Raw genomic sequence first — 23,854 nt, forward strand, 5'->3', positions numbered from 1 at the left:
TATCCTAATGTACGAAAAAGCCGTATCCTTGATGTTTACCGCCTGGGTGGTTATATTCTTTCTGATGAGCTTTCTATGGTTAGTCGGAAAGCTCATTAAAAACTATTCGATCGTAGACGTAGGATGGGGGCTCTGCATCTCTACGGTTGCAATCGTATATTTTCTATTAGGCGACGCTTTTTCCGTAAGAAAGGCGATTTTTGCTTTTATGGCTACGGTTTGGGGATGGAGACTTTCTTATTTTATATTCACCACAAGAGTTTTAACCGGTCACGAAGATGCAAGGTATACTGAATTTAGGAAGGATTACGGGGATCAGGTGGATCGAAAATTTTTCATCAATGTGTTCCAGTTCCAAGGAATTTTAGGAACGATCTTAAGCCTTCCTTTTCTATTTCCTGCACTGAATCCTTCCATACAAACTCATCCATTGGAATTGATAGGTCTTAGTATTTTTATAATTGCGTTATGGGGAGAATCAGTTGCCGATTTCCAATTGGCCGAGTTCAAATTGGATCCTGCAAATAAAGGAAAGGTTTGCGATGTAGGTCTTTGGAGATATAGCAGGCATCCGAATTATTTTTTTGAATGGGTGATTTGGATTTCTTTTGGTTTAGTCTCTCTTGCGTCTCCTTGGGGATGGCTCGGTCTCATCTCTCCGTTAGTTATGTTTATTCTTTTAACTAAGATCACTGGGATCCCGTTGAATGAGATCGGACAATTGAAATCGAAGGGGAATCTTTATTTGGAATACAAATCCAGGACCAGTGCATTCTTCCCTTGGTTTCCCAAGAAGTAGATCTAAGTTAGAATAAAGGAAACTCAAATATGAATTTGATCTACACTCTAATGGAAAAAGATATTTTCCCGGACTGGTTGATCCGATTCAGGATACGTCAACTTCTGCGTCTTAGGCTCCGAACGGAAGACAAGGGGAGTCTCGAGAAAAATCAGGAACATCTAATCCAGTATGTAAATTCCTTAAAACAATCTCCGATTGCTGTAGATACCCAAGCTGCGAATGAGCAACACTACGAAGTTCCTTCTTCTTTTTTCAAATTGGTCATGGGAAAATATATGAAGTACAGCTCGGGTTACTGGACTTCTCATGATGTAGGCATAGACGAATCGGAAAGAACGATGTTGGATCTGACCTGCAAAAGAGCTGAACTCGAGAACGGGATGAACGTTTTGGATCTGGGTTGTGGTTGGGGATCTCTTTCTCTTTATATGGCGGAGAAGTATCCGAAATGCAAAGTAACAGGGGTTTCCAATTCTAAAAGCCAAAAAAAATTCATAGATTCAGAGGCCAAGAAAAGAGGTTTGAAAAACCTGAATATCATTACTGCAGATATGAATGTATTCAAAACAAATCTGAAATTCGATCGGATCATATCGGTAGAAATGTTAGAACATATGAAAAACTATGAAGTCCTCTTCAAAAAACTGGCTAGCTTTCTGAAACCGAAGGGAAAATTTTTCATACATATATTTACTCATAAAAAGTTCGCATATCCTTTTGAAGTTGTGGATGATACTGATTGGATGGCTAAATATTTTTTTACGGGAGGGCAGATGCCTTCTCATGATCTATTTTTATATTTCCAAAAGGATTTTCAGATCTCCGACCAATGGGTAGTAAACGGTAAAAATTACGCGCTTACTTCCGAAGCTTGGCTTTCCAATATGTATAAGAATAAGAAAGAAGTCCTAAAAATTTTGGCAGAAACGTATGGTAAAGACCAAGCAGTAAAATGGTTTGTTTATTGGAAAACTTTCTTTATGGCATGCGCAGAACTTTGGAAATACAGAAACGGAGAAGAATGGATCGTTTCACATTATCTTTTCGATAAGAAATAAAAACAACATAACTCCTAGGTCTTTATACTAATTGCAGAAATTGGAATCTGTTTATCCCTTAAAACTTAACTCTCGATTATTATGCTTTCAATCCGGTATATAAGAATTGGATTAAGTCCTTAGTGATCTTTCTTGCTTGTTTTATCTCGATAGATCTGAACATCATCTGCTGGCCTGATAATAATACCGCGACTCCATGGGCCATTGTCCAGGCGGAAGTGGCCGCTTTTTCTGCATTTCCTTCCGGGATTAGTCCTGCTTTTTGGCAATCTCTGATAATCTCAACGATGATTTGAAACGTTTCGTCTTCGGTTTTGATCAAAGAATCGTATTTTAAATGGCTTTCGATCTGATTTCCATACATAATCCGAAATAGATCAGGATTTTCTAATGCAAATTCTACATAGGAAACTCCGGATTCCCTGAATAGAAGTAATGGCCTTTTTTTATATTTTGCTCTTAATTTCTTTTGTTTTTCTGCCAACATTCTAAAACCTTCTTCCGCGATGTCCGCATATAAGGATTCCAAGTCTGGATAATGCCGATAAGGAGCAGATTGGCTGACTCCGGCCGAGGTGGCGGCTTTTCTGAGGCTTAAGGCCTTATAACCTTCTTCTTTTAAGATCTTTACGGAGGCGTCCAATAAGGCCCTTTTTAGGTCTCCGTGGTGGTATGAATTTTTTTCTTGGGAATTTTTCATGTTGACATGTATTACATTGAGGGTTCTAATTATAAAACTGAATGTGTTCAGTGTTCACATTGAATGCGAATAAGAGGTTTTGTCAATGAATATTGATCAAGTAGGAAACGAATTCGATATTATATTTATAGGTTCCGGAATGGGAAGCCTAACTACCGCCAGTCTTTTGGCCCAGTCAGCAGGGAAAAAAGTTTTGGTCTTGGAAAAACATTTTCAACCGGGCGGTTTTACACATGAGTTCCAGAGAAAACAAGGAAAGTATCATTGGGATGTGGGCATTCATTATGTAGGTGATATGCATGAAGGCGGGCTTTGTAAGAAGATCTCGGATAAGATCACTCGCGGGCAACTCACTTGGAAAAGAATGCCTGATCCTTTCGAACGTTTGGTTTTCCCTACTCGAAACTTCGATATTTACGGAGATCCTGAAAAGTTTAAATCGGATCTGATCAGTCAATTCCCTGAGGAAGAGGAAGCTATTGAAAGATATTTAAAAGATATTAGAAAAATTTCAGTCCTTTTTGGAAAGGCGATCATGATGAGACTTTCTCCTCCACCTTTGGATTCTCTCATCGGGATACTGGGAGAAGGGAATGTAGTAACTCTCAAGGATTATTTCGATAAAAATTTCAAGAGTGAGGATTTGAAGGGGATTTTAGCCGCTCAATGGGGAGATTACGGACTTCCACCTTCTAAAGTGGCTTTTGCGATGCATGCAACACTCGTGCAGCATTATATTAATGGAGGTTATTATCCAGTAGGGGGGGCCGGTAAAATTTTCGATTCGATAGAACCGATCTTAGAGGAAAATGGGGGCGCAGTCCTTTCTTCCGTAGAAGCAAAAGAAATCCTGATCAAGGATGGAAAGGTAGTAGGGGTTAAAGCAAAAGCATTAAGGGGAGAAGGTCATGAGCGAGACTTTTTCGCTCCGGTTGTAATCTCATGTGCGGGAGCTTATCCTACTTATACAAAATTGATCCCCGATTCATATCCGATATCTTTTAGAAAGGATCTAAAAGATTTTTATAATAGAGAAAGAATGACTACAAGTATTTGCCTCTATCTTGGTCTTTCCGAGAGTCCTGCGAAATTCGGATTTAGTGGGGAGAATTATTGGATTTTCGCTTCTCCTGATCATGATAAGAATTTTTCGGAAAGAAATGATTGGCTTTCGGAAAGTGATGAAATACCGAACCTATATCTCTCTTTTCCAAGTCTAAAAAATCCAGAAGCAAAATCTCATACCATGGATGTGATCACATTCACTGATTATGCTAATTTCGCGGAATGGAAAGACGAACCTTGGAAGAAAAGGGGAGAAGAGTATAAGGAATTTAAGGAGAAGATCATAAATCGTATCCTTACCACATTGGAGTCCAGGTTCCCAGGTCTTACTAAGTTGGTCGAATTTGCTGAACTTTCCACTCCGATCACGAATGAACATTTTACTTCTCATCCGGACGGAGCTATCTATGGTTTGGCTTGTGTACCCGAAAGATACAAAAAGGAAAAATGCCCTTGGTTCGACGTCAGAACTCCTGTTGAGGGTCTGTATTTAACCGGTGCTGATGCTGCTTCTCCGGGGATTGCAGGCGCGATGATGGGGGGCTTAGCTGCTGCTTTGGCGGTAACCGGCAACGCAAATCTACTGAGAGAGTTAAGAAATTAGAAATTTCTAATGAAGGAAATCCCATTTTATACTACGAGCCTTCTTTTGTCCCCTGTTCTTATATGGCAGGGGTTGAAGGCTCGTAAAACGATTCCACGTTTACCGGAGGCTTCCGGTCCTGACTTTGGAGAATTTCCTGGATCTCATCCTTTCCGTCTGCTGTTCTATCTGGGGAGAAGAAATTGCTGATTCAATCTTAGCCGTTGCAGTAAACAATTTTGCTAAGAAAAATTTGTAGGAGCTCCTACAAGATTATCTCAGAAATATCGATTGCGAGAATGATGTTTTTGTGATATTGAAAATTTTCGAAATGCCCACGGGCCACTCCCCCCTCCCAAAGTAGGGTGGGGGCGAGCTTTCATCCTTTCGTTGGAATTCCTACATACGAAGGATCTCCATCTAATAACACCTTTTCTCAATCAGGGGAAAAAGATCCAGTTTGGACTTGTCCTGCTAATCTATAATTTGCGATAATCACTCCGCTCGTGCTGACTGTGCTCTCTATTAGCTGAAAAGCCGCTGGGATAGAACCTTCGCCGAATAATTTTTTCCCTTTTCCTATAACCACTGGATAAATTTTGAGCCAGAGTTCATCTATCAAATTATGTTTTAATAATGTTTGGAGTAAGTTTGTGCTTCCGTGGACTTGGATCTCCGGCCCACTTTCTTCTTTTATTTTTTTGATCTTTTCTGCTACGTTTCCATCGATTCTAATTGAATTTTTCCAGATTGGAGTTTCTGGTTTTATAGGATTATTTGTCACTACGTATTTTTTACATTTGTTGATGATACTTTCCGCATCTATCTTGGGCCATGCCTCTTCGAAGATATCATATGTTTTTCTTCCTAGTAACATATCGAATGGGCGGCCCATTTGTTCACCCATGGTCTTATCTAGAACTTCATCCCAATAAGGAAAACACCAGCCTCCTAATGTAAAATCTCCGGATGTATCTTCTGTAGGGTTTCCAGGAGCTTGCATAACTCCGTCGAGTGAAAGGAAGGCTAAAGATATTATTTTTCTCATAATCCCGCTCTTTTCATTTTTATGAACTAGTATTTTAGCATAATTGAAAACGCTAGTCTAACTAAGTCTTTGCTATGGATAAAAATTTTGCGAGAAGTGATCCCGTAACAGCCCGGTCTTTGCGTAACAAAGTGGTGGCCAAACCTTAGTAGTTCAGTTTTAAAATACGGATCTCTTTTTCTTCGAAACGGAGAGTTTCTTTGAGTTGGTTGAATCTTTCCACGGAGAAATGGGAATCAGGGGAGCGGAGTTCCTTCTTTAACTTTAGAACTTCTTCATATAGTTCGAGTAATTCTAAAGTATTTCCTTTTGCTTCCTTAGAGTACAGCGCACGGAACATTGGTCCGATCCTGGACGGGATATCCGAGTTTACGATCTCTGCAATTCCAAGATCTTCGATATGTCGGAACATCCAGTTTTGAAGATAGACTGTGAGAAGTCTTTCCATTCGGACCACATCTTCCTTAGTATTACGAGGAACGATTCCTTTGTAGAATCTATAACGTTTTCTTAAATATTTGCTGGCGTTGTTTCCGTCAATAGGCTCGGCTTTAAGCTTGTCCCATTCTTCTTTGATGACTGGAAAGTATTCTGAGCCGAAGTAAGGCTCACCCAGCTCACAGATATGGATGGCTCCAGGGTCGTAACTTCTCATTCTAGTTCGAAATCCGTCCCAGTCTGCTGCGAGTAAATTTACCTGTCCCTGGCTTTGGAGCGGTTCCATAGCCCTATTGATCTCTCGGATAAAATTTCCTTTGAGCTGATCGGAAGGATCTGCGAGTACGAGGAAGTTAAAGTCAGAGGATTCGTCTCCTTCTCCCCTTTGTCTAGAACCGAAAAATATAAGTTCGAATGGTTTTAGGGAGGAGACGCTGGATAGATTTTCTTTAATTCGTTCCATGGCTTAGATCGCTTTGGTCTCTACTCTAGGAATATTAGAAGATATTATTATTCGAAAAACAAACGCATCCTGGAAAGATTTTCCAAAATAGCTTTGTAGGCCCGATCTCTATCTTCCGGATCTCCGAAAGGAAGTGATTTTACATGGTTGAAGTCATGGTAGGTGATCTCTATGGAGTTTGCCGCCACGTTCTTTTTGATGGAGGAGATATAGTCTAGATTAATGACCTCGGTATCCCCCAATTTTAACCACATTTTATCTTATCCCCGGGATCTCTTCTCCCCGCCGGATAAAATACTTTCCGGATCGAAATCGGTCAAGAAAATACACTTTTAAAACGCTTTTATTCCCCGGCTTACAAAGTCGTGGAACTCTTTTCCCAATTCCGCAGTGCCCAATCCCTTTTTGTTTTCCAACTGGGTTTCGAATACGAATATGAAGGCTTCTTTTTGCCATTCCCAACGGACGTAACATTTTTCTGCTCCGGATCCTTTGGCGCAGCCTGAAAATACTGTTGCCCTGGAATTTTCCCCCATCGGGAAATATTGGAATTGTCTAGAATTGAATTTCGACTGATCCGTTTCGGATACCAATTGTCTGAAATCGTTGGAATTATCCTCCGTATAAGAGGAAGCCCTGAAATTTTCGAAACTGGAATTCGTGTCTGATATTTTACATTCGTAGAAGAGTCCCCTGGCGAATAATCTTCCTGAGTTGAGTAAAACGGAATGTCCGCCGGTATAATATACTACGTCGTAATTCAGTCGAAGTGCCGACGGATTTTCAGCTACGACCGAGGTCGGATTCTCCTGGTGGCTTTTGCATTCTATTAGGGCCAGGGCGGATATGAGTAGAAGGATAACTCTAAAAACCGATCTCATACAGATCTCCTTTATAATTTCGGAATACATAAGAAGAAGTTTTGGTTTCTTCCAGATAGTTTGCAGGCAGGGGGACTTTTCCTCCTCCACCTGTCAGATCCACGACGTATAGGGGTACGCAGAGTCCACTAATACTTCCTCGGATCTGTTTCATGAGTTCCACACCTTCTTCGATTGGGACCCTAAAATGAGAAGATCCGAATACCTCGTCGCATTGGTGCAGATAATAGGGTTTGATCCCGATTTTGGTGAGTCCGTAGAATAAGTCTGTCAAAGCTCCTACAGAATTATTGATCCCCTTCAGAAGTACAGCCTGATTTAAGACAGTGACTGCACCTTCTTTCACGAGCATCCCAATCCTTTCTTTTACCAGTTCAGTGAGTTCCTTGGAATGGTTGAAATGTGTAACCAGATAGATCGGAAAATGTTTTTTGAGTACCTGGCAAAGCTCACGTGTAATCCTCATAGGAAGTGTAACAGGGTATCTTGTATGGATACGAACCTGATTGATATGTGGAATCGATTTTAATTCGGAAAGAAGATAGTCCAGTTTGGAATCGGAAAGATTTAAAGGATCTCCTCCGGAAAGGATCACTTCTTTAATCTCAGTATGTTCTCGAAAATAATGGATCGCGTCTTTCCAATCTTCTGCACCTGGTGTGTCTGCGGATTGGGATACCTTTCTTTTCCGTGTGCAAAATCTACAATAGACTGCACATACATGAGATAGGTACCAAAGTGCTCTGTCTGGATACCGATGAGTCACTCCTTTGACAGGCATATAGGATTCTTCTGCCAGAGGATCTCTTCGGTCCCAGGCTCTTGTATGTAACTCTTCTTTTCTTGGTAAAACTTGTAATCGAATAGGACAATTTGGATCCTCAGGATCTGCGAGGCCAAGATAATAGGGAGTAGCGGAGAAGTTGAACACTTCAGAGCAGGTGAGCAATGCTTCTTTTTCTTCGGAACTGATCCGGATAGTTTTTTCCAATTCGGATCCATCTTTGATCCGATTTTGGATCTGCCATTTCCAATCCAACCATTCCGATTCGGAAACTTTCTTTTGTTTTGGATGTGATGAAACGAGTTCCAAGAAGTCCTCTTACTGATGGATTCTCATGCCTGCAATTCCAGTCAACCGAGTATCCGTATAAAAAAGAAGGAAACCAAACACAGGTTTCCATTCGAGTCGTTTATTTATATAACCTCGAGGAGAATGCCCATCTGTTAAAGTTGGAGACTTAGGAGAAGGATGAGCAAGATTTCCCGTTTTCTGTTTTTGCCGAAGCGGAATTTTGCCCGAAACCGCATTCATGCTTTTTACGGGGAAAAAGTCCTCCCGAGGACTTACAGAATGAAAACCGGTCAGACCGGAGGGGGAAGGAAAAGATAACGATATGCTAGGGCGTGAAAATGAAAATTGCGACCAGCATCATTCGGAAGAAGACTACTCTTTAATCCGGAAGCTGTTTGGGAGAATTTAGTGATTAGCCCAATGACTGCATCGTCTACACTCGGAGAGAATAAAGAGGGAAGTCCTTGGTCGTCACCATCTCGGAAGGATTGAGTCCTTGCTTTCTTTTGGAAGGAATAACTTTTAGCGGTACTATAATCTCTGGCCACGACCTCGCTAAAGAGGGCGACTGCCATGAATAAAATCAGAGGCAAGAGCCAAAGCCGCTTCATACTATCTAACCTTAGACGGAATAAAACGGCTTTCGCAACCTTTTTTCGGAGAGAAATCGGAATTTATGGTTTAGTGGCTTCTACTTCTACAGTACTTAATGTACTTCTTAAATAGCCGCTTTTCAGCACCATTGTTTGTCCTTCTTCCGAAGTGATATAAGTAATGAACTCATCAATTTTTTTACCTCTATCGGAGAGATAAAATAGGTACAACCCTCTAGAAAGTTTGTACTTTCTTTCGGAAACATTTTGGATACTCGGCTCTACAAAAGGATCCTTTCCGGTTTTGGAATAAGGAACCGCTTTCACTTTTCCTTTGTTCTGGATCTGTGCACTTCCCATTCCCATGAATCCTACGGCTGCGGTATCCTTCTCGATCAGATCTGCCATCTCATCATTATCCGCTACTACCTTAGCATCCTTAATAAACTCTTTCTTCTTGGAAGCTTGGTATTCTTTTTCTCCTAAGTCTCTTTGTCTTAAGATATGAGTTTCGAAATAAGCAGCAGTCCCACTCTTATCATTTCGTAGAACCACATGGATTGGTCCAGGTTTGCCGCCAACTTGGGACCAATCTTTTACCTCTCCGGAGAATATTTTGGAAATCTGTTCCAATGTAAGTTTGGAAACAGTATTTGCAGGATTTACTACGATAGCTATCCCATCGTATCCGATTAGTACATTCTCAAATCTTCCCTTTCTTTCGAACTGGGTTTGTTCTTCCGGAGTTAAGGGTCTGGAGGAAGCGGCTATATCCGTTTTGGCTTCGAATAATTTTTCTATCCCTTCGAAGGAACCTCCTCCTTGGACAGTGACTTCTATATTCGGATTCTTCTTAGCATATCCTGCGGCTACCACATTCAATAATGTATGCATGGTTTCTGAGCCTGTGATCAGTAAGGGTTCTTTTTTACAATTGGCCACCGATAGTACGGCAGACAGAAGGAGTAATAGCGTTAATTTTTGTTTCATCGAATCTTTGGTTCTCCGGAAATCTTTTCCAAAGGGGGATTCTCCTCTTGTAAGGGGAAAAGTCGAACGGATTTTGGGCTTGAAATATTACAATTAACGAAGGTAGCCCGAGTACATCGCTTGACACCCGGCTTTCCTACAAGGATATAGAAAGAGCGTAATCTTTATTTTAGGTCGTTTATGAACTTAGGCATTACTGAAGTTAGAAAAGGAATGGTTCTCAAGGTAGAAGGAGAACTTTATTCCGTTGTAAAAAGCGAATTCGTGAATCCGGGAAAGGGATCAGCCTTTATCCGTACAAAATTAAAGAATCTGGTCCGTAGTAGTTCCATTGAAAGGACCTTCAAGGCTGCGGAAAAATTAGAATCCGTAGAATTGGAAAAGAGACAGATGACCATCTGTTACTCCGAGGGCGATGATATTATCTTCATGGACACGAATGACTTCGAACAGCTTCCCGTGTCTAAAGAATATTTAGAGGATATCCTTCCATTCTTAAAGGAAGAGACTGCTATGGAAGTTTCCTTCTACGAAGGTAAACCGATCGGAGTGACTCCTCCGAACTTTGCGATCTTGGAAGTTACTTATGCGGAAGAGGGGCTAAAAGGTGATACCTCCGGGACTGCTCTCAAAAGAGTAACTGTAGAAACCGGTGGAGAGATCAACGTACCTATTTTTATCAAACAAGGAGATTCTATCCGGATCGACTTGCGAGATCTTACCTACGTGGAGAGAGTTAATAAATAAGGTTTTATAAAAGCGGCCTTTATATACACAAGAGGCCGTAACTGCCGCTTGAGGGTGCGGAGCTAAAAAAGGGACACCACCTAAAGGAGGAACATATGGCGACTATTATCCAAAAACCGGGACTGCCGGAAATCAAAGACAACACTGAAGTTAAATCTTTTCTAAATAAAAGAGGGATCGAGTACGATCATTGGCCGGTTCCAAGTGCCTCTAATCCTCTTACTGATAAATTAACTCTTGTAGATGATGAGAAAGAAACTCTTCTCAAAAATTTAGACAATCGTTTCGAAACCTTAAAAGAAAAAGAAGGGTATCAATCCAGAGATTTGATCGTTCTTCATCCGCAAGTTCCTGGCCTGAACGAGATGTTGGCCAAATTTGATAAAGTACATTATCATACAGACGACGAAGTCCGTTATATCGTGGATGGTTCCGGAATTTTCGGATTCGCACTTGCTGGCGAAAAGTTTTTAGTAAAGGTGGAGAAGGATGACTTCATCTCCGTTCCTAAGAATACGAACCACTGGTTCACTCTAGACGAGAACAAAAGAATCAAAGCAGTCCGTTATTTCCAAGATATGAGCGGCTGGGTTCCGAATTACGTAGAAGAAACTACGGCTTTAGTTTAAAGAATGTCCCAAAAAAAAATCCTGACTCGCTTAGCTGAGTCGGGAGTTCTATATCATTCTAATGGATGGATGCCAGGAACTGCTGGCAATCTGTCTATTAAGGACGAAAAAGATCCTAACGTGTTCTGGGTAAGCGGAAGCGGCTTAGATAAAAACAAACTGACTCGAAAAGATTTTCTTCCTGTGCAGATCCAATCCGGAAAAGTATTAGAAGGTTGGAAAGGCAGAGAAGGTCTGAAACCTTCCGCCGAAACTTCTATACATAGAGCGGTTTATAAAGCATTCCCCGAAATGGGTTGCTCTCTTCATGTTCATACTCCTGAATCCAATCTGATTGAGATAGGAGTTACCAAAGAAAATCCAATTGAAGATCTTCCACTGCTTCCTTTGGAGATCATAAAAGCATTTGGTATCTGGGATGAAAATCCGAATGTTTCGGTTCCGGTTTTATATAATTATCCTAAGGTGCAAGATATCTCGGACCATTTGGAAAAACATCTTATCGAGACAAAACCTAGAGTCCCATTTTGTATTATAGAAAAACATGGGATTACCGTTTGGGGAAAAGATCTGATCCAGGCGAATCGACATTTAGAAGCTGCGGATTTTTTACTAAAAGTGCGGGCGATGTCCAAGTAAGAACATGGAACCCAAAAATATCCTGGTAGTCGGGGCCGGATCCGGGATCGGCAGATCTTTATTAGAAAAGTTGAATGCGACTCCGCAATATTTTCCGATTGGGATCTCCAGACGCGGTGTTCCTTTGGAGAAAAATTTGGAAAGAGGAGTAAATTACCTCTGCGATCTGGGAGACCAGAAGCAAATCCTCAAATTCGTTTCTTCTCTTTTGCAATATTGGAAAGAAATCCATGCGATCTATTTCGCTTCCGGGGATGGACTATTTTTAAAAATAGAAGATCTCGAATGGGAAGATCTGCAAAAACATCTGACCTTGAATTTAAGCGCCCCTATTTTACTGACTTCTAAACTTCTATCCTCCATGAAAAAGGGGGCTCTTCTTTGTTATATTTCTTCCACAGCAGGAAGACAGGGGTTCCCGGAATCTTCTCCTTATTGCGCTTCTAAACATGGTCTGGCCGGTTTTGCAAAAGCAATTAGAGAAGAAGTAAAAGAACGCGGGATAAGAGTGACCACTGTGTATGCAGGAGCAATCGATACTCCGATTTGGGATGGCAGAGAAGGTTTTAAAAGAGAAGATATGATCCCGGCCTCCGATGCTGCGCTCTTTTTAGAAAGTTTGTATTCTCAGCCGGCGAGTTTCAATCAGGACGAGATACTATTTCTTCCACCTAAAGGTGTGTTATAATTTTTTAGGTTTCTGCCCAGCGTTCCCTGATCTCTAAAAGGTCGGGCATCAAATTTAAAAATACAGGAACAAGACCCGGATCAAAATGAGATCCGGCGCCTTTACGAATATGGTTGACTGCGTCTTCTATACTCCATGCTTTTTTATAAGGCCTTTCCGTGGTAAGAGCATCGAACACATCTGCGATCGTTACGATCCTTGCTTCCACAGGGATAGCATCCCCTTTAATCCCGTTTGGATAACCGCTTCCATCCCATTTTTCATGATGGTTCAAGGCGATACTCTTTGCCATTTGTAAGAGTAAAGAATCATGATCTCCGATAATTTCCGCGCCGATACTGGGGTGGGTTTTCATAATCTCCCATTCTTCCGGATCTAGTTTACCAGGTTTTTGTAATATACTATCGGGAATGCCTATCTTGCCGATATCATGCATGGGAGAAGCATGCAAAATTTTATCCGCAGTGTCCTGAGAATAGCCCAAAGCCCTCGCTAAAGTTTGGGAATAATGACTCATTCGGATCACATGAAGACCTGTTTCGTTGTCTTTGTACTCCGCCGCAAGACCCAATCTTTGGATGATCTGAAGCCTGGTCTCTTTTAGTTCATCGTTCCAGACCAAAGAAAGATGTGTTTTTACCCTAGCTTTTACGATGGCAGGACTTACGGGTTTTGTAATATAGTCCACGGCTCCTGCTTCGAATCCGTCAGCCTCATCTTCTTCTTCTGCCATTGCGGTTACGAATATCACGGGTATCCTGGAGGTGGTGGCTTCATTTCTGAGTTTTTTACAGGTTTCATGCCCTGTCATTCCGGGCATCATCACATCTAAAAGGATAAGATTCGGTTTTTCGGAGATTGCGAGTTCTATCGCTTTGAGCCCATCCTTAGCGAAAAAAAGTCTATAATCTTCTTGTAATATTTGTTTGAGTACCTGTAGGTTTGCCGCTTCGTCGTCTACGACTAAAATTTTCGGTCTGTCATCGAGTAGATGGCTCATTCTATTTTCCGAGATCCGTGTCCAATCCGAGTTGGGTGCTGAATTTTTTGAGAAGGGCATACGCCTCTTCGAATTCGAATTGTTCTATTTTAGAACTGAAAAGTTTAAAATCGGAATTTTCCACTTTTGTTCGGATCAGACCCGAAAATTCTTCCACGTATTCTTCTTCTATCGAACCTCTTTGGAAAGATTCGGATAGTTCCTTAGCTAAAGTCGAAGCCCTTTCAGGATCCCATTCTATTTCTTTTTCAGAAGAAGAAATTTCCGGATCGGAATTCCTTTCGGAATAACCTAATACTCTTCCGATCTCTGCGATCATCTGATCCATCTCCACCGGTTTAGAAACGAACCCGTCCATTCCGGCGGCACTCGCTGCGTTTTTATCTTCTTCAAAAACACTAGCGGTCAATGCCAAAATAGGGGTCCTTCGGACATTTTCCTGGATCTCATGCATTCGGATAACTCGGGTTGCTTGACGACCGTCGAGCACCGGCATCTGTACGTCCATTAGAACCAGATCAAAAGATCCAGTCGTGACTTTTTTTACTGCGTCCTCTCCGTTATACGATGATTCCACCTGATGCCCTAGGTTTTGGAGAAGAAGGGAAATTAATTCCGTATTTTTTTCCACATCGTCGACTACAAGGATCTTTAGAGGAGGGAGTTTGATCCCAGTTTGTATCTTGTTTTCTTGTCTAGGTTTTCCTTCTTCTAAAGGAAGAAGAATATGGAATGTACTTCCTTTTCCAAGAGTACTCTCTGCCCAAATTTTGCCGCCCATCAATTCCGTTAACTGTTTACAGATGGTTGTACCAAGTCCCGTTCCACCATAACGTCTAGTAGTGGAAATATCAGCCTGAGTGAACGGTTCGAAAATTTTATCCAATCGATCCGCTTGGATTCCGATCCCTGTATCTTGGACCGCAAAATGGAGTTTTTTATCTTCCCGAGTCACTTTCAGACTGACTTTTCCTCTGTCAGTGAATTTGACTGCATTGCCGATCAGATTCATTAGGATCTGTCTGATCCGCAAAGAATCTCCTTTATAAAATTCCACCAGATCCGGATCTTGGATCACTTCGAATTCCAGATTTTTCTTTCGAGCGCCGATGCCCAAAGTGGATTTTAATTCTGCGACTAATTTGAAAAGGGAGAAGTCCATTTCTTCTAATTCCACCGCTCCTTTTTCCAACTTCGCGGTGTTCAAGATATCATTCAAAAGTCTTAATAAAGATTTCGCGGAACTTTTAACGGTTTCCAAATGGGTTCTATGATTTTTTTCTAATTCATCGGAAAGAAGAACTTCCGTAAATCCAAGGATCGCATTCATAGGAGTACGGATTTCGTGACTCATATTTGCTAAAAAAGAAGTTTTAGTGATCGCAGCAAGTTCCGCTTTTTCTTTCTCTTTGCGTAATGCTTCTTCTATTCTTCTTCTTTCGGTGATATCTAAAATTACTCCGTCTATGAAGATCGCTTCTCCGTTTCCACCATAAGCTCCGCATCCGTTTTCCCAAAGCCATCTGATCTCCCCGTTTTGGTGGATGATCCTATATTCTAAAGTGAATGTTCTTTTGCCGGCAACCGCGGATTCTACTTCATATTCTACACTTTTAAGATCGTCCGGATGGATAATATCTTTGAAGGAACGTATGGAGTTTGCGTTTACAAAATCTTGTACAGGATAACCTGTGATGGATTCCGAAGCATCACTCATGAATAACATCTTCCATTCATTATTCGGAAGACATCTGTAAGTGATGCCCGGGATATTTTCGATCAAGGAACGCACCTGTTGTTCACTTTGTTTTAATGCGTTCTCGATCATTTTTCTATCGCTGATATCTGTCACAAAACCAACGAATAGATCTTCTCCAGCAAGTTTTCCATGTCCTATCGCTAAACGTACCGGAAAATCGGAGCCGTCTTTTCTAAGGCCTATAACTTCTCTACTGCTTCCTATAATTTTGGCGAAGCCGGCGCTTAACATTGTCTCGGAATTTTTGTCTCTTCCATTATAGTATGGATCGGGCATTAGCTCTCTGATATTTTTTCCGATCACTTCTCTGTTTTCATAACCGAAGATTATTTCTGCTGAATGATTAAATTCTCTGATCCTACCTTGCGAATCCATTGTGATCACGCCATCCACTGCGGTGGTGATAATTGTTCTAAGTCTGGATTCGCTGACTTTTAGATTGTTCACTAGATCCCGGTATCTCAGGAACCAATTGACTGCGAATGCAAACAAAGTGAATGCGATTGTGATCAAGGAAACGGAAAGTGCAAGAAAGGTAGAATCAGCAGTCTGAGGAATTGTGTCTTCCTCTCCTATAAATCTTGCGGCAGCCATACCGGTATAATGCATTCCGGAAATTGCAGATCCCATAGTAACGGCGGAAATGAGAGAAGGCCAGAGAGTGCCTAATTTCAAATTTTCTAAACCGAATCTTACCCAAAGAGAAAGTATCGCAAGAACGACTGCTACTATGATAGATAACGCAAAAAACCAAGGATCATAACGTAAGTAAGGAGCTGTTTCCACCGCTCCCATTCCGGTATAATGCATAGCTCCGATTCCGGAGCCTACGAGTACACCACCTAACGCAAGTTCTGTGCCCGAAATTTTAGGCCTATTCACGAATGAGAGAGCTATGGTAGAGGCTAGAAGACTCGGAAAGATAGACAAGATGGTCAGACTTTTATCATATTGAACGGTTGTGCATAACTCGAAGGAGAGCATTCCGATAAAATGCATGGACCAAACACCACAACCGAGAGCTAGACTTGCTGCCGAAGAAATTAAATATTTTGTAATGGGCGGAGAAGATTCCGGAACCTTCTGTCCTACGATTTGAAGAGCGATATAAGATGCGAATATCGCCATCAACACGGAAAGAACAACCAACCATGGATTGTACGTAGCCGTAAGTAATTTGGCAGAAGAATTATAAATGAAAAAATTATCTAAAAATGCGATCACAAAAACTCAGACCTCGAAAGGAAGCCCCACATAAAATATAGTATTTCCTGGCGAAGAATCAAACCAGATCCTTCCTTTATGTTTTTCTACAATTCGCTTTGCTATATCTAAACCTAAACCGGAACCTTCGCCCAAAGGTTTGGTAGTAAAGAATGCATCGAATACTTGGTCTTTCGCTTCGGCAGGGATCCCAGGACCCTTGTCTTGGATGGAAACTACTACCTCATTTCCTTGCAGAGAAGCTTTGATCCCGATGAATCCTTTATATGACATTGCCTGGACAGAATTCATGATCAAATTTGTCCAAAGGTGCATTAAATCGTCCGGAAAACCTAAAAAATCTGGAATCCCATCCAGGTTAGTCGAAACTTCCACTCCGTGCTTGAACAGATTCTGATACAGTGTCAGAACAGTATCTATATTTTCTTTTAAGGAAAATTTTCTCTTCTTATGAGAGGATTCGAAATGTGCAAAACTTCTAAGTGCGTAAACAATTTTTGCGGAACGATCTACTGCTGTTTTGATCGTGTCTACACATTGTTCCGGACCTAAAAGATTTAAAAAGAATGGAAGAAGTTCCCTTGTATTCTGATTTTTTAATATACCCTCGAAATTTTTCCAAGAAGAAGCGATCCCAAAATCCACGAAAAATTCGGCAGTTTCTTCCGGGAAAAGAATATCTGCGGACTTCATTTCTGTTTTGATCTCCGCAAGGATTCTCCTTCTTTCCAAACCTATCAGGATTTCTTTGGAAGAAACACCTAAAGCGATTAACTCATTGTAGGAGTTCCAATCATCATCGGATAAAGAAGAGAGAAGTGGAAGAATCGGCCGTAATTCCGTTCTGATCTTTTCCAGATAGGAGAGAATATTAAAACCTGCTGCCTGGATTGCACCTATCGGATTATTGATCTCGTGGGCTATTCCTGCCGCTAATTGGCCTAGATCCGCGAGCTTGGATGCCTGGATCAATTTTGCCTGGGTTCTTGTCAGGTTTTGGAGTGCGTCTTCCAGATCGGATTTTTGGGATTCGATAATCGCTTTTTGAGCTAGGATTTCTTCATTCGCTCTTTGTAATGTTTCGATCCTGAACTCTGCCTCTTCTAAGCCTGTGGCATCAGTTCCGGTCGAAATAACATATTGCAGATGACCGTTTCGATCTCGGACTTCTTTATGTTCCCAAAGAGTTCTTCTGGATTTTCCATCTTTGGTTCTCAGAAGTACGCTTGTATGTTTTGGGAACTTCTTCTTTGCAAAACGTAGTTCGAAAACTTTTGCAATCGTATCCCTTTCATCTGCAAATAGTTCGGTTTCCCAAAAGACTCTCCCTTCCAACTCCATTAGATCGAAACCTGTAGTTTGTAAACAGGCTCTATTCAATAAAATTAATTTACCATCTCCATCCAGAACTAAGAACAGGATGCTAGTCGAGTCTAAAATACTCTGTAAAATATCCCTTCTTTCCGAAAGTTTTCTTTCTGAGATTGCCCTTTGGGTCACGTCTCTAAGTACAACAATTTTGAACTGAGAGCCTTCCGCTTTTTGAGAACGAACGGAAACATCGTAATATTTTCCGTTATTCGTTTTCCATTCGGTATTTGGCTTTTTGTGGATATGGCATTCTTCTACAAGGGCATCAAGATCCGGAAGAAAATCTACGAGTTTTAAATCTTGTCTTAATCTTGCGGTCCCTAATAAATTTAAGGCGGAGACATTACAGTCTAAAAGAAAACCTGAGGAGTTCATTACAAAAACTGCATCTTGAATGTACTCGAAAACCTGATTTCTTGCCAAAGGAATCAGGTTTAAGATCCGGAAATAAAAAAGGCCGTACATCCATACGATCAATGCGAAACTCGCCGTTAAAGGAAAGATGTCCAGCTTAGGATGGATGAACGGGATAAAACCTCCCACAGTCATGACTTGACTTCCGAATGGAAGAGAGATCCCGATCATAAAGACCAGACATCTTATTCTGTGAAATGCTCTTTGGGACCAGGCACCATATATTAAGATTATAATACATAGAGAGAATATGGAAATAGAATTGATCACATAGACCTGCATCCAAGGTCCGTACTCATAGATCAATGCAAGCCAGGGAGCGGACGAGTCGAATCTGAGAGAAGGGCGGATCCATTCTTCCGGTCCGAACCAAACTGCGATCTCGGTGCAAAGCGGAATGAATGAAAAAAGAAAAATGCTGACTGGATGGATGAACCTATTTAAATTTGCCACTCTTAAGCAGAGAAATAGAAGAGAGGCAATCAGAAGATCCGGGCCGATAAATTGGAAATTGTCCCAGAAAATAATACTCTCAGGTCTGGTGCTTACTATCTCCCAAAAATAACCGAAGCTATAGAGAATGATTCCGAGACATACCAAAATGAATTCCGGAGCGCCGGAAGTTTGTCTGCTTTTGAATCCTGTTCTAAGAGAAAGAACGGAAAGAAATAAACTGATTAAGGGAAGGATCGCATAAGGAGTCCATTTAAACCAGGATAAAGATTGGACTTCCGTTCCCATGCAAACTAATTTTGAACGCCACCCCTTCGGCTCAAGGAGAAAGTTTCTAAGCTTAAAATATAAGACGTTTTCGCCGGATAGATCCAGTCTTTGAAAATTAAATTTATCTCTTAAGTAAAGAAATTATAGAGTTAACTGAGTAGTCAGTTCTGAAAACCGACCGCGGTTCCAGCCTTTTCTCCAAGTGTGAAGAAGAAGGATGCACCTTCTCCCAGTTTACCTTCTGCCCATACAGACCCTTTATATCTGGTGACGATCCTTTGCACGATTGCAAGACCCACGCCTGTGCCTTCGAATTCGTCTTGTCTATGCAACCTTTGAAAGACTCCGAATAGCCTACTATAATATTTCATATCGAAGCCGGCACCATTGTCTTTTACGAAAAACGTTTTTCCTTTTTCTGTGTTTGTGACTCCGATCTCCACCTTAGGTTTTTCCTTCTTGGCAGAATATTTTACGGCGTTTGAGATCAAATTCTGGAACACGTAAGACATCATGTCTCTATCCGTGGTTACTTTTTCAAGAGGGTGGACAATAATTTCTGCGTTATGGTCTGTTTGATCCTTGATCTGGCTTGCTACAGTTTCGGCGACTTCCGTCAGGTCGAAGGTGGAATTTTTGAGCTCTTTTTTGCCTACTTTAGAAAATTCTAATAGGTTATCGATCAGGTTTTCCATTCTTCTCGTGGAATCAATAAGCACGTTCAAGAATCGGATCCCGTCCGCATCCAAAACGGCACTGTGGTCCTCCAAGATCATTTGAGTATAACCTTGGATGGCTCTTAAAGGTGCCCTCAAATCGTGGGAAACGGAGTAGGAGAATGCTTCTAACTCTGCATTTGCAAATTCAAGTTCGAAATTTTTCTGTTCTAACGTTTCTAAATTCGCTTTCCTATCTTCTGCAATAGCAAGAAGTGATTTCATTCTTACGATCAATTCTTCCGGATGAAAAGGTTTGCATAAATATTCGTCCGCTTTCGCTTCCCAACCTTTTAACATGGCTTCTCTATGAGTTAAAGCGGTAAGAAGCACTACAATGGTTTTGGAAATTTTAGGATCGGCTTTGATCTCTTTACAAAGTTGTACACCGTCCATTTCTGGCATCATCACATCGGAAAGGACCAGATCCGGTTCCCAGGAATAGACTAATTTTAATCCTTCTTTCCCGTTCTTAGCGGATTTGACTTGGTATAAAGGAGAGAGAAGTGAATAAATATAACTCGAAAGATCTTCGTTGTCCTCGCAAATCAAAACTTTCATTTTGTCTGAAAAGCCCATATTGTCTGTATTAGAGATCTCTAAACTAGAATATTGAGGAGAGTGTGAGAAAATTTTGGAAGAAGGATTCTTCTCCCCGGACTCTACTTTTTCTGCCGGGATTTTGACTTCAAATCTGCTTCCGGAATCTAGTTTACTGGTTACTTCTACAGAACCGCCCAAAAGTTCCGAAAAATCTTTGACCATGGAAAGACCAAGCCCTGTCCCACCATATCTTCTGGTAGAAGAACCTTCAGCTTGTTGGAACTTTTTAAAGATAATCTTTTGGTCCGCCTCGGAGATCCCGATCCCGGAATCCTGAACAGAAAGATAAAGTTGATCCTCCGAATAAGCAAGAATAATGGAAATATTCCCATCCCTAGGAGTGAATTTTAATGAGTTAGAAAGAAGATTAAAGAAGATCCTCTCGAATAAATAACGATCTATTAAAATATAGAGGTCGGAAGAAGGTATCTCTTTTTGGATCCGTATATTCTTCTCTGATGCACTCGGTTCGAAATCCTTTAAAATAGCCTGGGTCAAATTGCTGATATTCGTGGGCTCGAGTTCCACCTTCATCTTCCCGGCTTCGAATTTAGAAAAATCTAATAAACTATTTACCATCTGAAGAAGTCTGACTGAATTATTATGAACCGTTTCTAACATTTGGATGTTATTGGAAGAAAGGCTTGAGGTTTTATCCGTAAGAATAGATTCTACTGGAGCTAAGATCAAGCTCAGAGGAGTCCTAAGTTCGTGGGAAACATTTGCAAAAAAATCGTTTTTGATCTTTTCAGTTTCTCTTAGGCTTTTATTCGCAGATTGTAATTCTTGAGAACGGCGGATGATCTCCGTTTCCATCTCTTCGGTGCGGGAACGAAGTGCCTCGGTCATCTCGGATTGTTTTTCTCCTCTTTCTTTTAGGAGAACAAACTCGGTGACATCTTCTACCTTATGGATGATGTATTCTACCTTTCCTTTTTTGTTCATAACAGGAGTATTCAAAGGACTCCAGTATTTAGCGGCGAACCCCCCACCTTCTTCTTCCGGAAGTTGGATATCGTATTTTTGAACAGCCATCGTATCTGGAGCTTTTGTCTCCAAAACACGAAGAAGGGAACTACGAAGATTGCTCACACCGGTCGCTTCGGGATCATCCGGGTTGTCGGGAAAAACTTCGAAAATTCCCCTGCCTAAAATTTTATCTCTCTCGGTTCGTGTGGCATTAAGATACGCATCACTTACCGCTATAATTTTGAGCTCAGGAGAAAGTACCAGGTACAAACCTGGAACAGATTCAAAAAGAATGCGAAAATCAGGACTTGAAGAGGAAGAATGATCCATCTGGTTTGCCTAATATAGATGCAATAAATCCGAAAATGAACGAATTCATTTCAAAATCAAAGAATACAAAGAAAATAGAATAACTAATTTCCTAAAAAGATCCATTAGAATCCATTCCGTTTTTAAAGAACCCTAGCAGTTTTGTCATTCACGAATTGTCCTTTGAGTGATGGTGCCACTTAAGTATACATCCAAAAAATTTCCCAGCAAAGCATATTAAGGGGTCATAAAATGCTATCGAAGCTCCTACAGAAATTTTCTTCCACTCGAACAATAAATCTGTCCGGAAAGGCCGCCTAACGGATATTTCTCAGGTAACTTTCCGAGAATTTTGGAATTTGCTGGCAATAAGTCGAAACGCGAATAAAAAAGGCAAAATTCTCCCAGAAACGTCAAATGAGGTCCGGCGATTTCTTTTCTACCAGATTTTTTTTGTTTCAGTGTGACTGAAGGGGCGGAGCTATATTCAAAAGTCCAAATAATTAACTATACAAATATTTAGTATATTTTTATTTTCTCCTCATGCCCCAAAGGATCAAAATTTGGAAACACTGGGAGAATGGACATTGTTTTAGCGCCATTTCGTTTTCTTACGACACCGAACTCTTCCAAAAATTTTCTATAATGCGTGAAGCAGTTTGGAATCATCGGCATAAATTTTGGAAAATTCCATATTCCGAATCTTTTCTTTCCGAATTTATTTCCATACATCGGGAAAAGGTAGAAGCAGATCTTGATATTCTTCTTATTCCTCTCAAAACTGAGGTGCTAAGACGCAATTATAGCAAGAAAACTCTGAAGTCTTATTTTCTCTACAACCGAGCCTTCTTAAGATCGATCGAAAAAAAACCATACGCCGTTACAGAATCCGATTTAAAAATTTATTTGGATCGAATTCTATATGAAAGGAATTTAGCCTCTAATTCCCTAAGATCTGCACTGCAGTCTTTTAAATTTTATTATAATATTGTAATAGGTAGAAGGTTTCTAACTTCTTATTCTACTCCTAAAAGAGAGAGTAGGATCCCTGAATCCTTAACCAGAAAAGAAGTTACCCGGATCATAGAATCACTTTCCAATCCTAAACATAAACTTTTATTAAAACTTTGTTATGGATCAGGTTTAAGAGTAGGGGAACTCGTAAAGCTCAAAGGTGACGACCTGGACTGGGAGAAAAAATCTATCCGGATCCGGCAAGGTAAAGGGAAGAAGGATCGCTTTAGTCTTTTACCTAACAGTTGCAAAAAAGATCTAGCCGATTCACTCGAACGCCAAGGCAGAAGTTCCTGGATTTTTAGAGGCCAAATCCCCGGCAGAAATCTCAGTATCAGAAGCGCGGAAAACATATTCACCGCCGCTAAGAAAAAAGCAGGCATCACCAAAGACGTTTCTATCCACGACCTGAGACATGCATTTGCCATCCATCTTCTGGAGTCAGGCACCTCGATCAAAATGATCCAAAGACTTCTGGGCCATGTTTCCGTAAAAACTACGGAAATCTACGCTAGAATCGTTGACCCGATGGTTTCTAAGATCAAAAGTCCTCTAGACGATCTCTGATTTTGCGCACCTTCGCCCATACACTCCATGGACGAACTAGCGGCGAGTTGGAGTTAGACGAAAGTCTCCAAGGATTTTAGAAATCGCTTAAATGTTCCATTAAGTGCATATTCCTTGTTCTTATGACATTAGGATTCTTTGTTCGAAAATTCTTTAGGTTAGGTTATCAAGCCTGATATGATGTTACCGATACTAACTATCATAGGATTTTTAAGCATCATTGCTTACTCAATTGATAAAGGGTATCAAAACAGAATCTCTGTTTTTCTGATCTTTGGCATACCGTTACTTGCTAGTTACTTTTTTGAGAAGTATCGGATTCATTTAAAAATATTCAGTTTTGTCGCTGAGTTTATTGCTTTCGCTATTTTGGTTCAGTTGGCTGGTATTCTGTCAGGACTTATTCTTTTCTCAGTAACAACAATTCTCATTCTCCCGTCTGTTCCGTTGCTTTTTGTATTAGCATTTAAGCCAAACCTATACTTGAATGAGAATCTTAGGATATACCTTAACTGGTCTACTCTTCAATCTTTGGTTGTGGTGATATGGTTAGTATTTTTTTTAATTAACAACAGTGAATAATTGGAGACCTTCGTCTAACTATCGGCTCTGACGCAGCGCTTCGAGCTTGCTTCGCAACTCTCGCTTGGCCTTCGGCACATTTCGCTTTGTCACTCGTCTTGCAGAGCATGCCTCGTGCCAAGTCCTTCGGACTCGCGAAACGTCGTCAAGCCTTGGTCGTTAGGCGCAATATCGCGATCTTCTTTTTCCTTTTTATTATATAAG

The 23,854-nt window shown here is 40.9% G+C and carries 20 protein-coding genes; 8 read left to right on the plus strand and 12 right to left on the minus strand.

Going from position 1 to position 23,854, the window contains the following annotated elements; translation table 11 throughout:
- The first annotated feature begins 7 nt into the window (after positions 1-7).
- Positions 8-799, plus strand: coding sequence for a DUF1295 domain-containing protein (locus CH365_RS14385; RefSeq protein ID WP_100769255.1), 792 nt, complete (start codon positions 8-10; stop codon positions 797-799).
- Between the two features lie 29 nt (positions 800-828).
- On the plus strand, positions 829-1,860 hold the full coding sequence (locus tag CH365_RS14390; protein WP_100769256.1) for an SAM-dependent methyltransferase: 1,032 nt from the start codon (positions 829-831) through the stop codon (positions 1,858-1,860).
- A gap of 79 nt (positions 1,861-1,939) precedes the next feature.
- Here CH365_RS14390 and CH365_RS14395 read toward each other — a convergent pair whose 3' ends face one another.
- Positions 1,940-2,560 carry a TetR/AcrR family transcriptional regulator gene (locus CH365_RS14395; RefSeq protein ID WP_100769257.1) on the minus strand — a complete coding sequence of 207 codons (621 nt, stop codon included), beginning with the start codon at positions 2,558-2,560 and terminating at the stop codon, positions 1,940-1,942.
- 85 nt (positions 2,561-2,645) lie between these two features.
- Between CH365_RS14395 and CH365_RS14400 the strand changes: the two genes are divergently transcribed.
- Entirely contained in the window at positions 2,646-4,229 is a 1,584-nt protein-coding gene (locus CH365_RS14400) for a phytoene desaturase family protein (RefSeq protein ID WP_100769258.1), read from the plus strand.
- A 415-nt stretch (positions 4,230-4,644) separates the two neighbouring features.
- On the opposite strand, the gene CH365_RS14410 is transcribed toward CH365_RS14400, so the two are convergent.
- The 7 genes from CH365_RS14410 to CH365_RS14445 all read right to left on the minus strand — a co-directional run bounded on the left by CH365_RS14410 (position 4,645) and on the right by CH365_RS14445 (position 9,696).
- On the minus strand, positions 4,645-5,256 hold the full coding sequence (locus CH365_RS14410; RefSeq protein ID WP_100769259.1) for a dihydrofolate reductase family protein: 612 nt from the start codon (positions 5,254-5,256) through the stop codon (positions 4,645-4,647).
- Positions 5,257-5,401: 145 nt separating this feature from the next.
- Positions 5,402-6,157, minus strand: a complete 756-nt coding sequence (locus tag CH365_RS14415) for a hypothetical protein (RefSeq protein WP_100769260.1) — start codon at positions 6,155-6,157, stop codon at positions 5,402-5,404.
- A gap of 47 nt (positions 6,158-6,204) precedes the next feature.
- Complete coding sequence (locus CH365_RS14420; RefSeq protein ID WP_100769261.1) at positions 6,205-6,411, minus strand: hypothetical protein; 207 nt, start codon at positions 6,409-6,411, stop codon at positions 6,205-6,207.
- 78 nt (positions 6,412-6,489) lie between these two features.
- Positions 6,490-7,038, minus strand: a complete 549-nt coding sequence (locus CH365_RS14425; RefSeq protein WP_100769262.1) for a hypothetical protein — start codon at positions 7,036-7,038, stop codon at positions 6,490-6,492.
- Positions 7,022-8,131 carry a KamA family radical SAM protein gene (locus CH365_RS14430; RefSeq protein WP_100769263.1) on the minus strand — a complete coding sequence of 370 codons (1,110 nt, stop codon included), beginning with the start codon at positions 8,129-8,131 and terminating at the stop codon, positions 7,022-7,024. Before CH365_RS14430 ends, CH365_RS14425 begins: the two co-directional genes overlap by 17 nt.
- A 272-nt stretch (positions 8,132-8,403) precedes the next feature.
- Complete coding sequence (locus CH365_RS14440) at positions 8,404-8,724, minus strand: hypothetical protein (RefSeq protein ID WP_100769264.1); 321 nt, start codon at positions 8,722-8,724, stop codon at positions 8,404-8,406.
- A gap of 63 nt (positions 8,725-8,787) precedes the next feature.
- The gene (locus tag CH365_RS14445; RefSeq protein ID WP_100769265.1) at positions 8,788-9,696 is read right to left on the minus strand and encodes a phosphate ABC transporter substrate-binding protein; all 909 of its coding nucleotides are present in this window, start codon (positions 9,694-9,696) and stop codon (positions 8,788-8,790) included.
- A gap of 180 nt (positions 9,697-9,876) precedes the next feature.
- Between CH365_RS14445 and efp the strand changes: the two genes are divergently transcribed.
- The 4 genes from efp (at position 9,877) to CH365_RS14465 (ending at position 12,399) form a co-directional block, all read left to right on the plus strand.
- The gene (gene efp, locus CH365_RS14450; protein ID WP_100769266.1) at positions 9,877-10,443 is read left to right on the plus strand and encodes an elongation factor P; all 567 of its coding nucleotides are present in this window, start codon (positions 9,877-9,879) and stop codon (positions 10,441-10,443) included.
- 95 nt (positions 10,444-10,538) lie between these two features.
- The gene (locus tag CH365_RS14455; RefSeq protein WP_100769267.1) at positions 10,539-11,072 is read left to right on the plus strand and encodes a 1,2-dihydroxy-3-keto-5-methylthiopentene dioxygenase; all 534 of its coding nucleotides are present in this window, start codon (positions 10,539-10,541) and stop codon (positions 11,070-11,072) included.
- A 3-nt stretch (positions 11,073-11,075) separates the two neighbouring features.
- Entirely contained in the window at positions 11,076-11,711 is a 636-nt protein-coding gene (mtnB, locus tag CH365_RS14460) for a methylthioribulose 1-phosphate dehydratase (protein ID WP_100769268.1), read from the plus strand.
- A 4-nt stretch (positions 11,712-11,715) separates the two neighbouring features.
- Positions 11,716-12,399, plus strand: a complete 684-nt coding sequence (locus CH365_RS14465) for an SDR family NAD(P)-dependent oxidoreductase (protein ID WP_100769269.1) — start codon at positions 11,716-11,718, stop codon at positions 12,397-12,399.
- A gap of 4 nt (positions 12,400-12,403) precedes the next feature.
- On the opposite strand, the gene CH365_RS14470 is transcribed toward CH365_RS14465, so the two are convergent.
- From CH365_RS14470 to CH365_RS14485, 4 genes are all read right to left on the minus strand, one after another.
- Positions 12,404-13,399 carry an HD domain-containing phosphohydrolase gene (locus tag CH365_RS14470; RefSeq protein WP_100769270.1) on the minus strand — a complete coding sequence of 332 codons (996 nt, stop codon included), beginning with the start codon at positions 13,397-13,399 and terminating at the stop codon, positions 12,404-12,406.
- Between the two features lies 1 nt (position 13,400).
- Positions 13,401-16,382, minus strand: a complete 2,982-nt coding sequence (locus CH365_RS14475) for an MHYT domain-containing protein (protein ID WP_100769271.1) — start codon at positions 16,380-16,382, stop codon at positions 13,401-13,403.
- 6 nt (positions 16,383-16,388) lie between these two features.
- Entirely contained in the window at positions 16,389-18,908 is a 2,520-nt protein-coding gene (locus tag CH365_RS14480; protein WP_100769272.1) for a histidine kinase N-terminal 7TM domain-containing protein, read from the minus strand.
- Positions 18,909-19,051: 143 nt separating this feature from the next.
- A complete protein-coding gene (locus CH365_RS14485) occupies positions 19,052-21,508 on the minus strand; it encodes a hybrid sensor histidine kinase/response regulator (RefSeq protein WP_100769273.1) in 2,457 nt (818 codons plus the stop codon).
- Between the two features lie 522 nt (positions 21,509-22,030).
- On the opposite strand from CH365_RS14485, the gene CH365_RS14490 reads away from it, so the two are divergent.
- Entirely contained in the window at positions 22,031-23,068 is a 1,038-nt protein-coding gene (locus CH365_RS14490; protein WP_100769274.1) for a tyrosine-type recombinase/integrase, read from the plus strand.
- Positions 23,069-23,854: the final 786 nt, after the last annotated feature.

Source organism: Leptospira neocaledonica (genome assembly GCF_002812205.1).
GTDB classification, from domain to species: Bacteria; Spirochaetota; Leptospiria; order Leptospirales; family Leptospiraceae; genus Leptospira_B; species Leptospira_B neocaledonica.

Excerpts from the sequence above, each read along its gene's own strand:
- CH365_RS14385 (WP_100769255.1), top strand. The coding sequence starts at position 8 with ATGTACGAAAAAGCCGTATCCTTGATGTTTACCGCCTGGGTGGTTATA.
- CH365_RS14390 (WP_100769256.1), top strand. The coding sequence starts at position 829 with ATGAATTTGATCTACACTCTAATGGAAAAAGATATTTTCCCGGACTGG.
- CH365_RS14395 (WP_100769257.1), bottom strand. The coding sequence starts at position 2,560 with ATGAAAAATTCCCAAGAAAAAAATTCATACCACCACGGAGACCTAAAA.
- CH365_RS14400 (WP_100769258.1), top strand. The coding sequence starts at position 2,646 with ATGAATATTGATCAAGTAGGAAACGAATTCGATATTATATTTATAGGT.
- CH365_RS14410 (WP_100769259.1), bottom strand. The coding sequence starts at position 5,256 with ATGAGAAAAATAATATCTTTAGCCTTCCTTTCACTCGACGGAGTTATG.
- CH365_RS14415 (WP_100769260.1), bottom strand. The coding sequence starts at position 6,157 with ATGGAACGAATTAAAGAAAATCTATCCAGCGTCTCCTCCCTAAAACCA.
- CH365_RS14420 (WP_100769261.1), bottom strand. The coding sequence starts at position 6,411 with ATGTGGTTAAAATTGGGGGATACCGAGGTCATTAATCTAGACTATATC.
- CH365_RS14425 (WP_100769262.1), bottom strand. The coding sequence starts at position 7,038 with ATGAGATCGGTTTTTAGAGTTATCCTTCTACTCATATCCGCCCTGGCC.
- CH365_RS14440 (WP_100769264.1), bottom strand. The coding sequence starts at position 8,724 with ATGAAGCGGCTTTGGCTCTTGCCTCTGATTTTATTCATGGCAGTCGCC.
- CH365_RS14445 (WP_100769265.1), bottom strand. The coding sequence starts at position 9,696 with ATGAAACAAAAATTAACGCTATTACTCCTTCTGTCTGCCGTACTATCG.
- efp (WP_100769266.1), top strand. The coding sequence starts at position 9,877 with ATGAACTTAGGCATTACTGAAGTTAGAAAAGGAATGGTTCTCAAGGTA.
- CH365_RS14455 (WP_100769267.1), top strand. The coding sequence starts at position 10,539 with ATGGCGACTATTATCCAAAAACCGGGACTGCCGGAAATCAAAGACAAC.
- mtnB (WP_100769268.1), top strand. The coding sequence starts at position 11,076 with ATGTCCCAAAAAAAAATCCTGACTCGCTTAGCTGAGTCGGGAGTTCTA.
- CH365_RS14465 (WP_100769269.1), top strand. The coding sequence starts at position 11,716 with ATGGAACCCAAAAATATCCTGGTAGTCGGGGCCGGATCCGGGATCGGC.
- CH365_RS14470 (WP_100769270.1), bottom strand. The coding sequence starts at position 13,399 with ATGAGCCATCTACTCGATGACAGACCGAAAATTTTAGTCGTAGACGAC.
- CH365_RS14480 (WP_100769272.1), bottom strand. The coding sequence starts at position 18,908 with ATGGGAACGGAAGTCCAATCTTTATCCTGGTTTAAATGGACTCCTTAT.
- CH365_RS14485 (WP_100769273.1), bottom strand. The coding sequence starts at position 21,508 with ATGGATCATTCTTCCTCTTCAAGTCCTGATTTTCGCATTCTTTTTGAA.
- CH365_RS14490 (WP_100769274.1), top strand. The coding sequence starts at position 22,031 with ATGCCCCAAAGGATCAAAATTTGGAAACACTGGGAGAATGGACATTGT.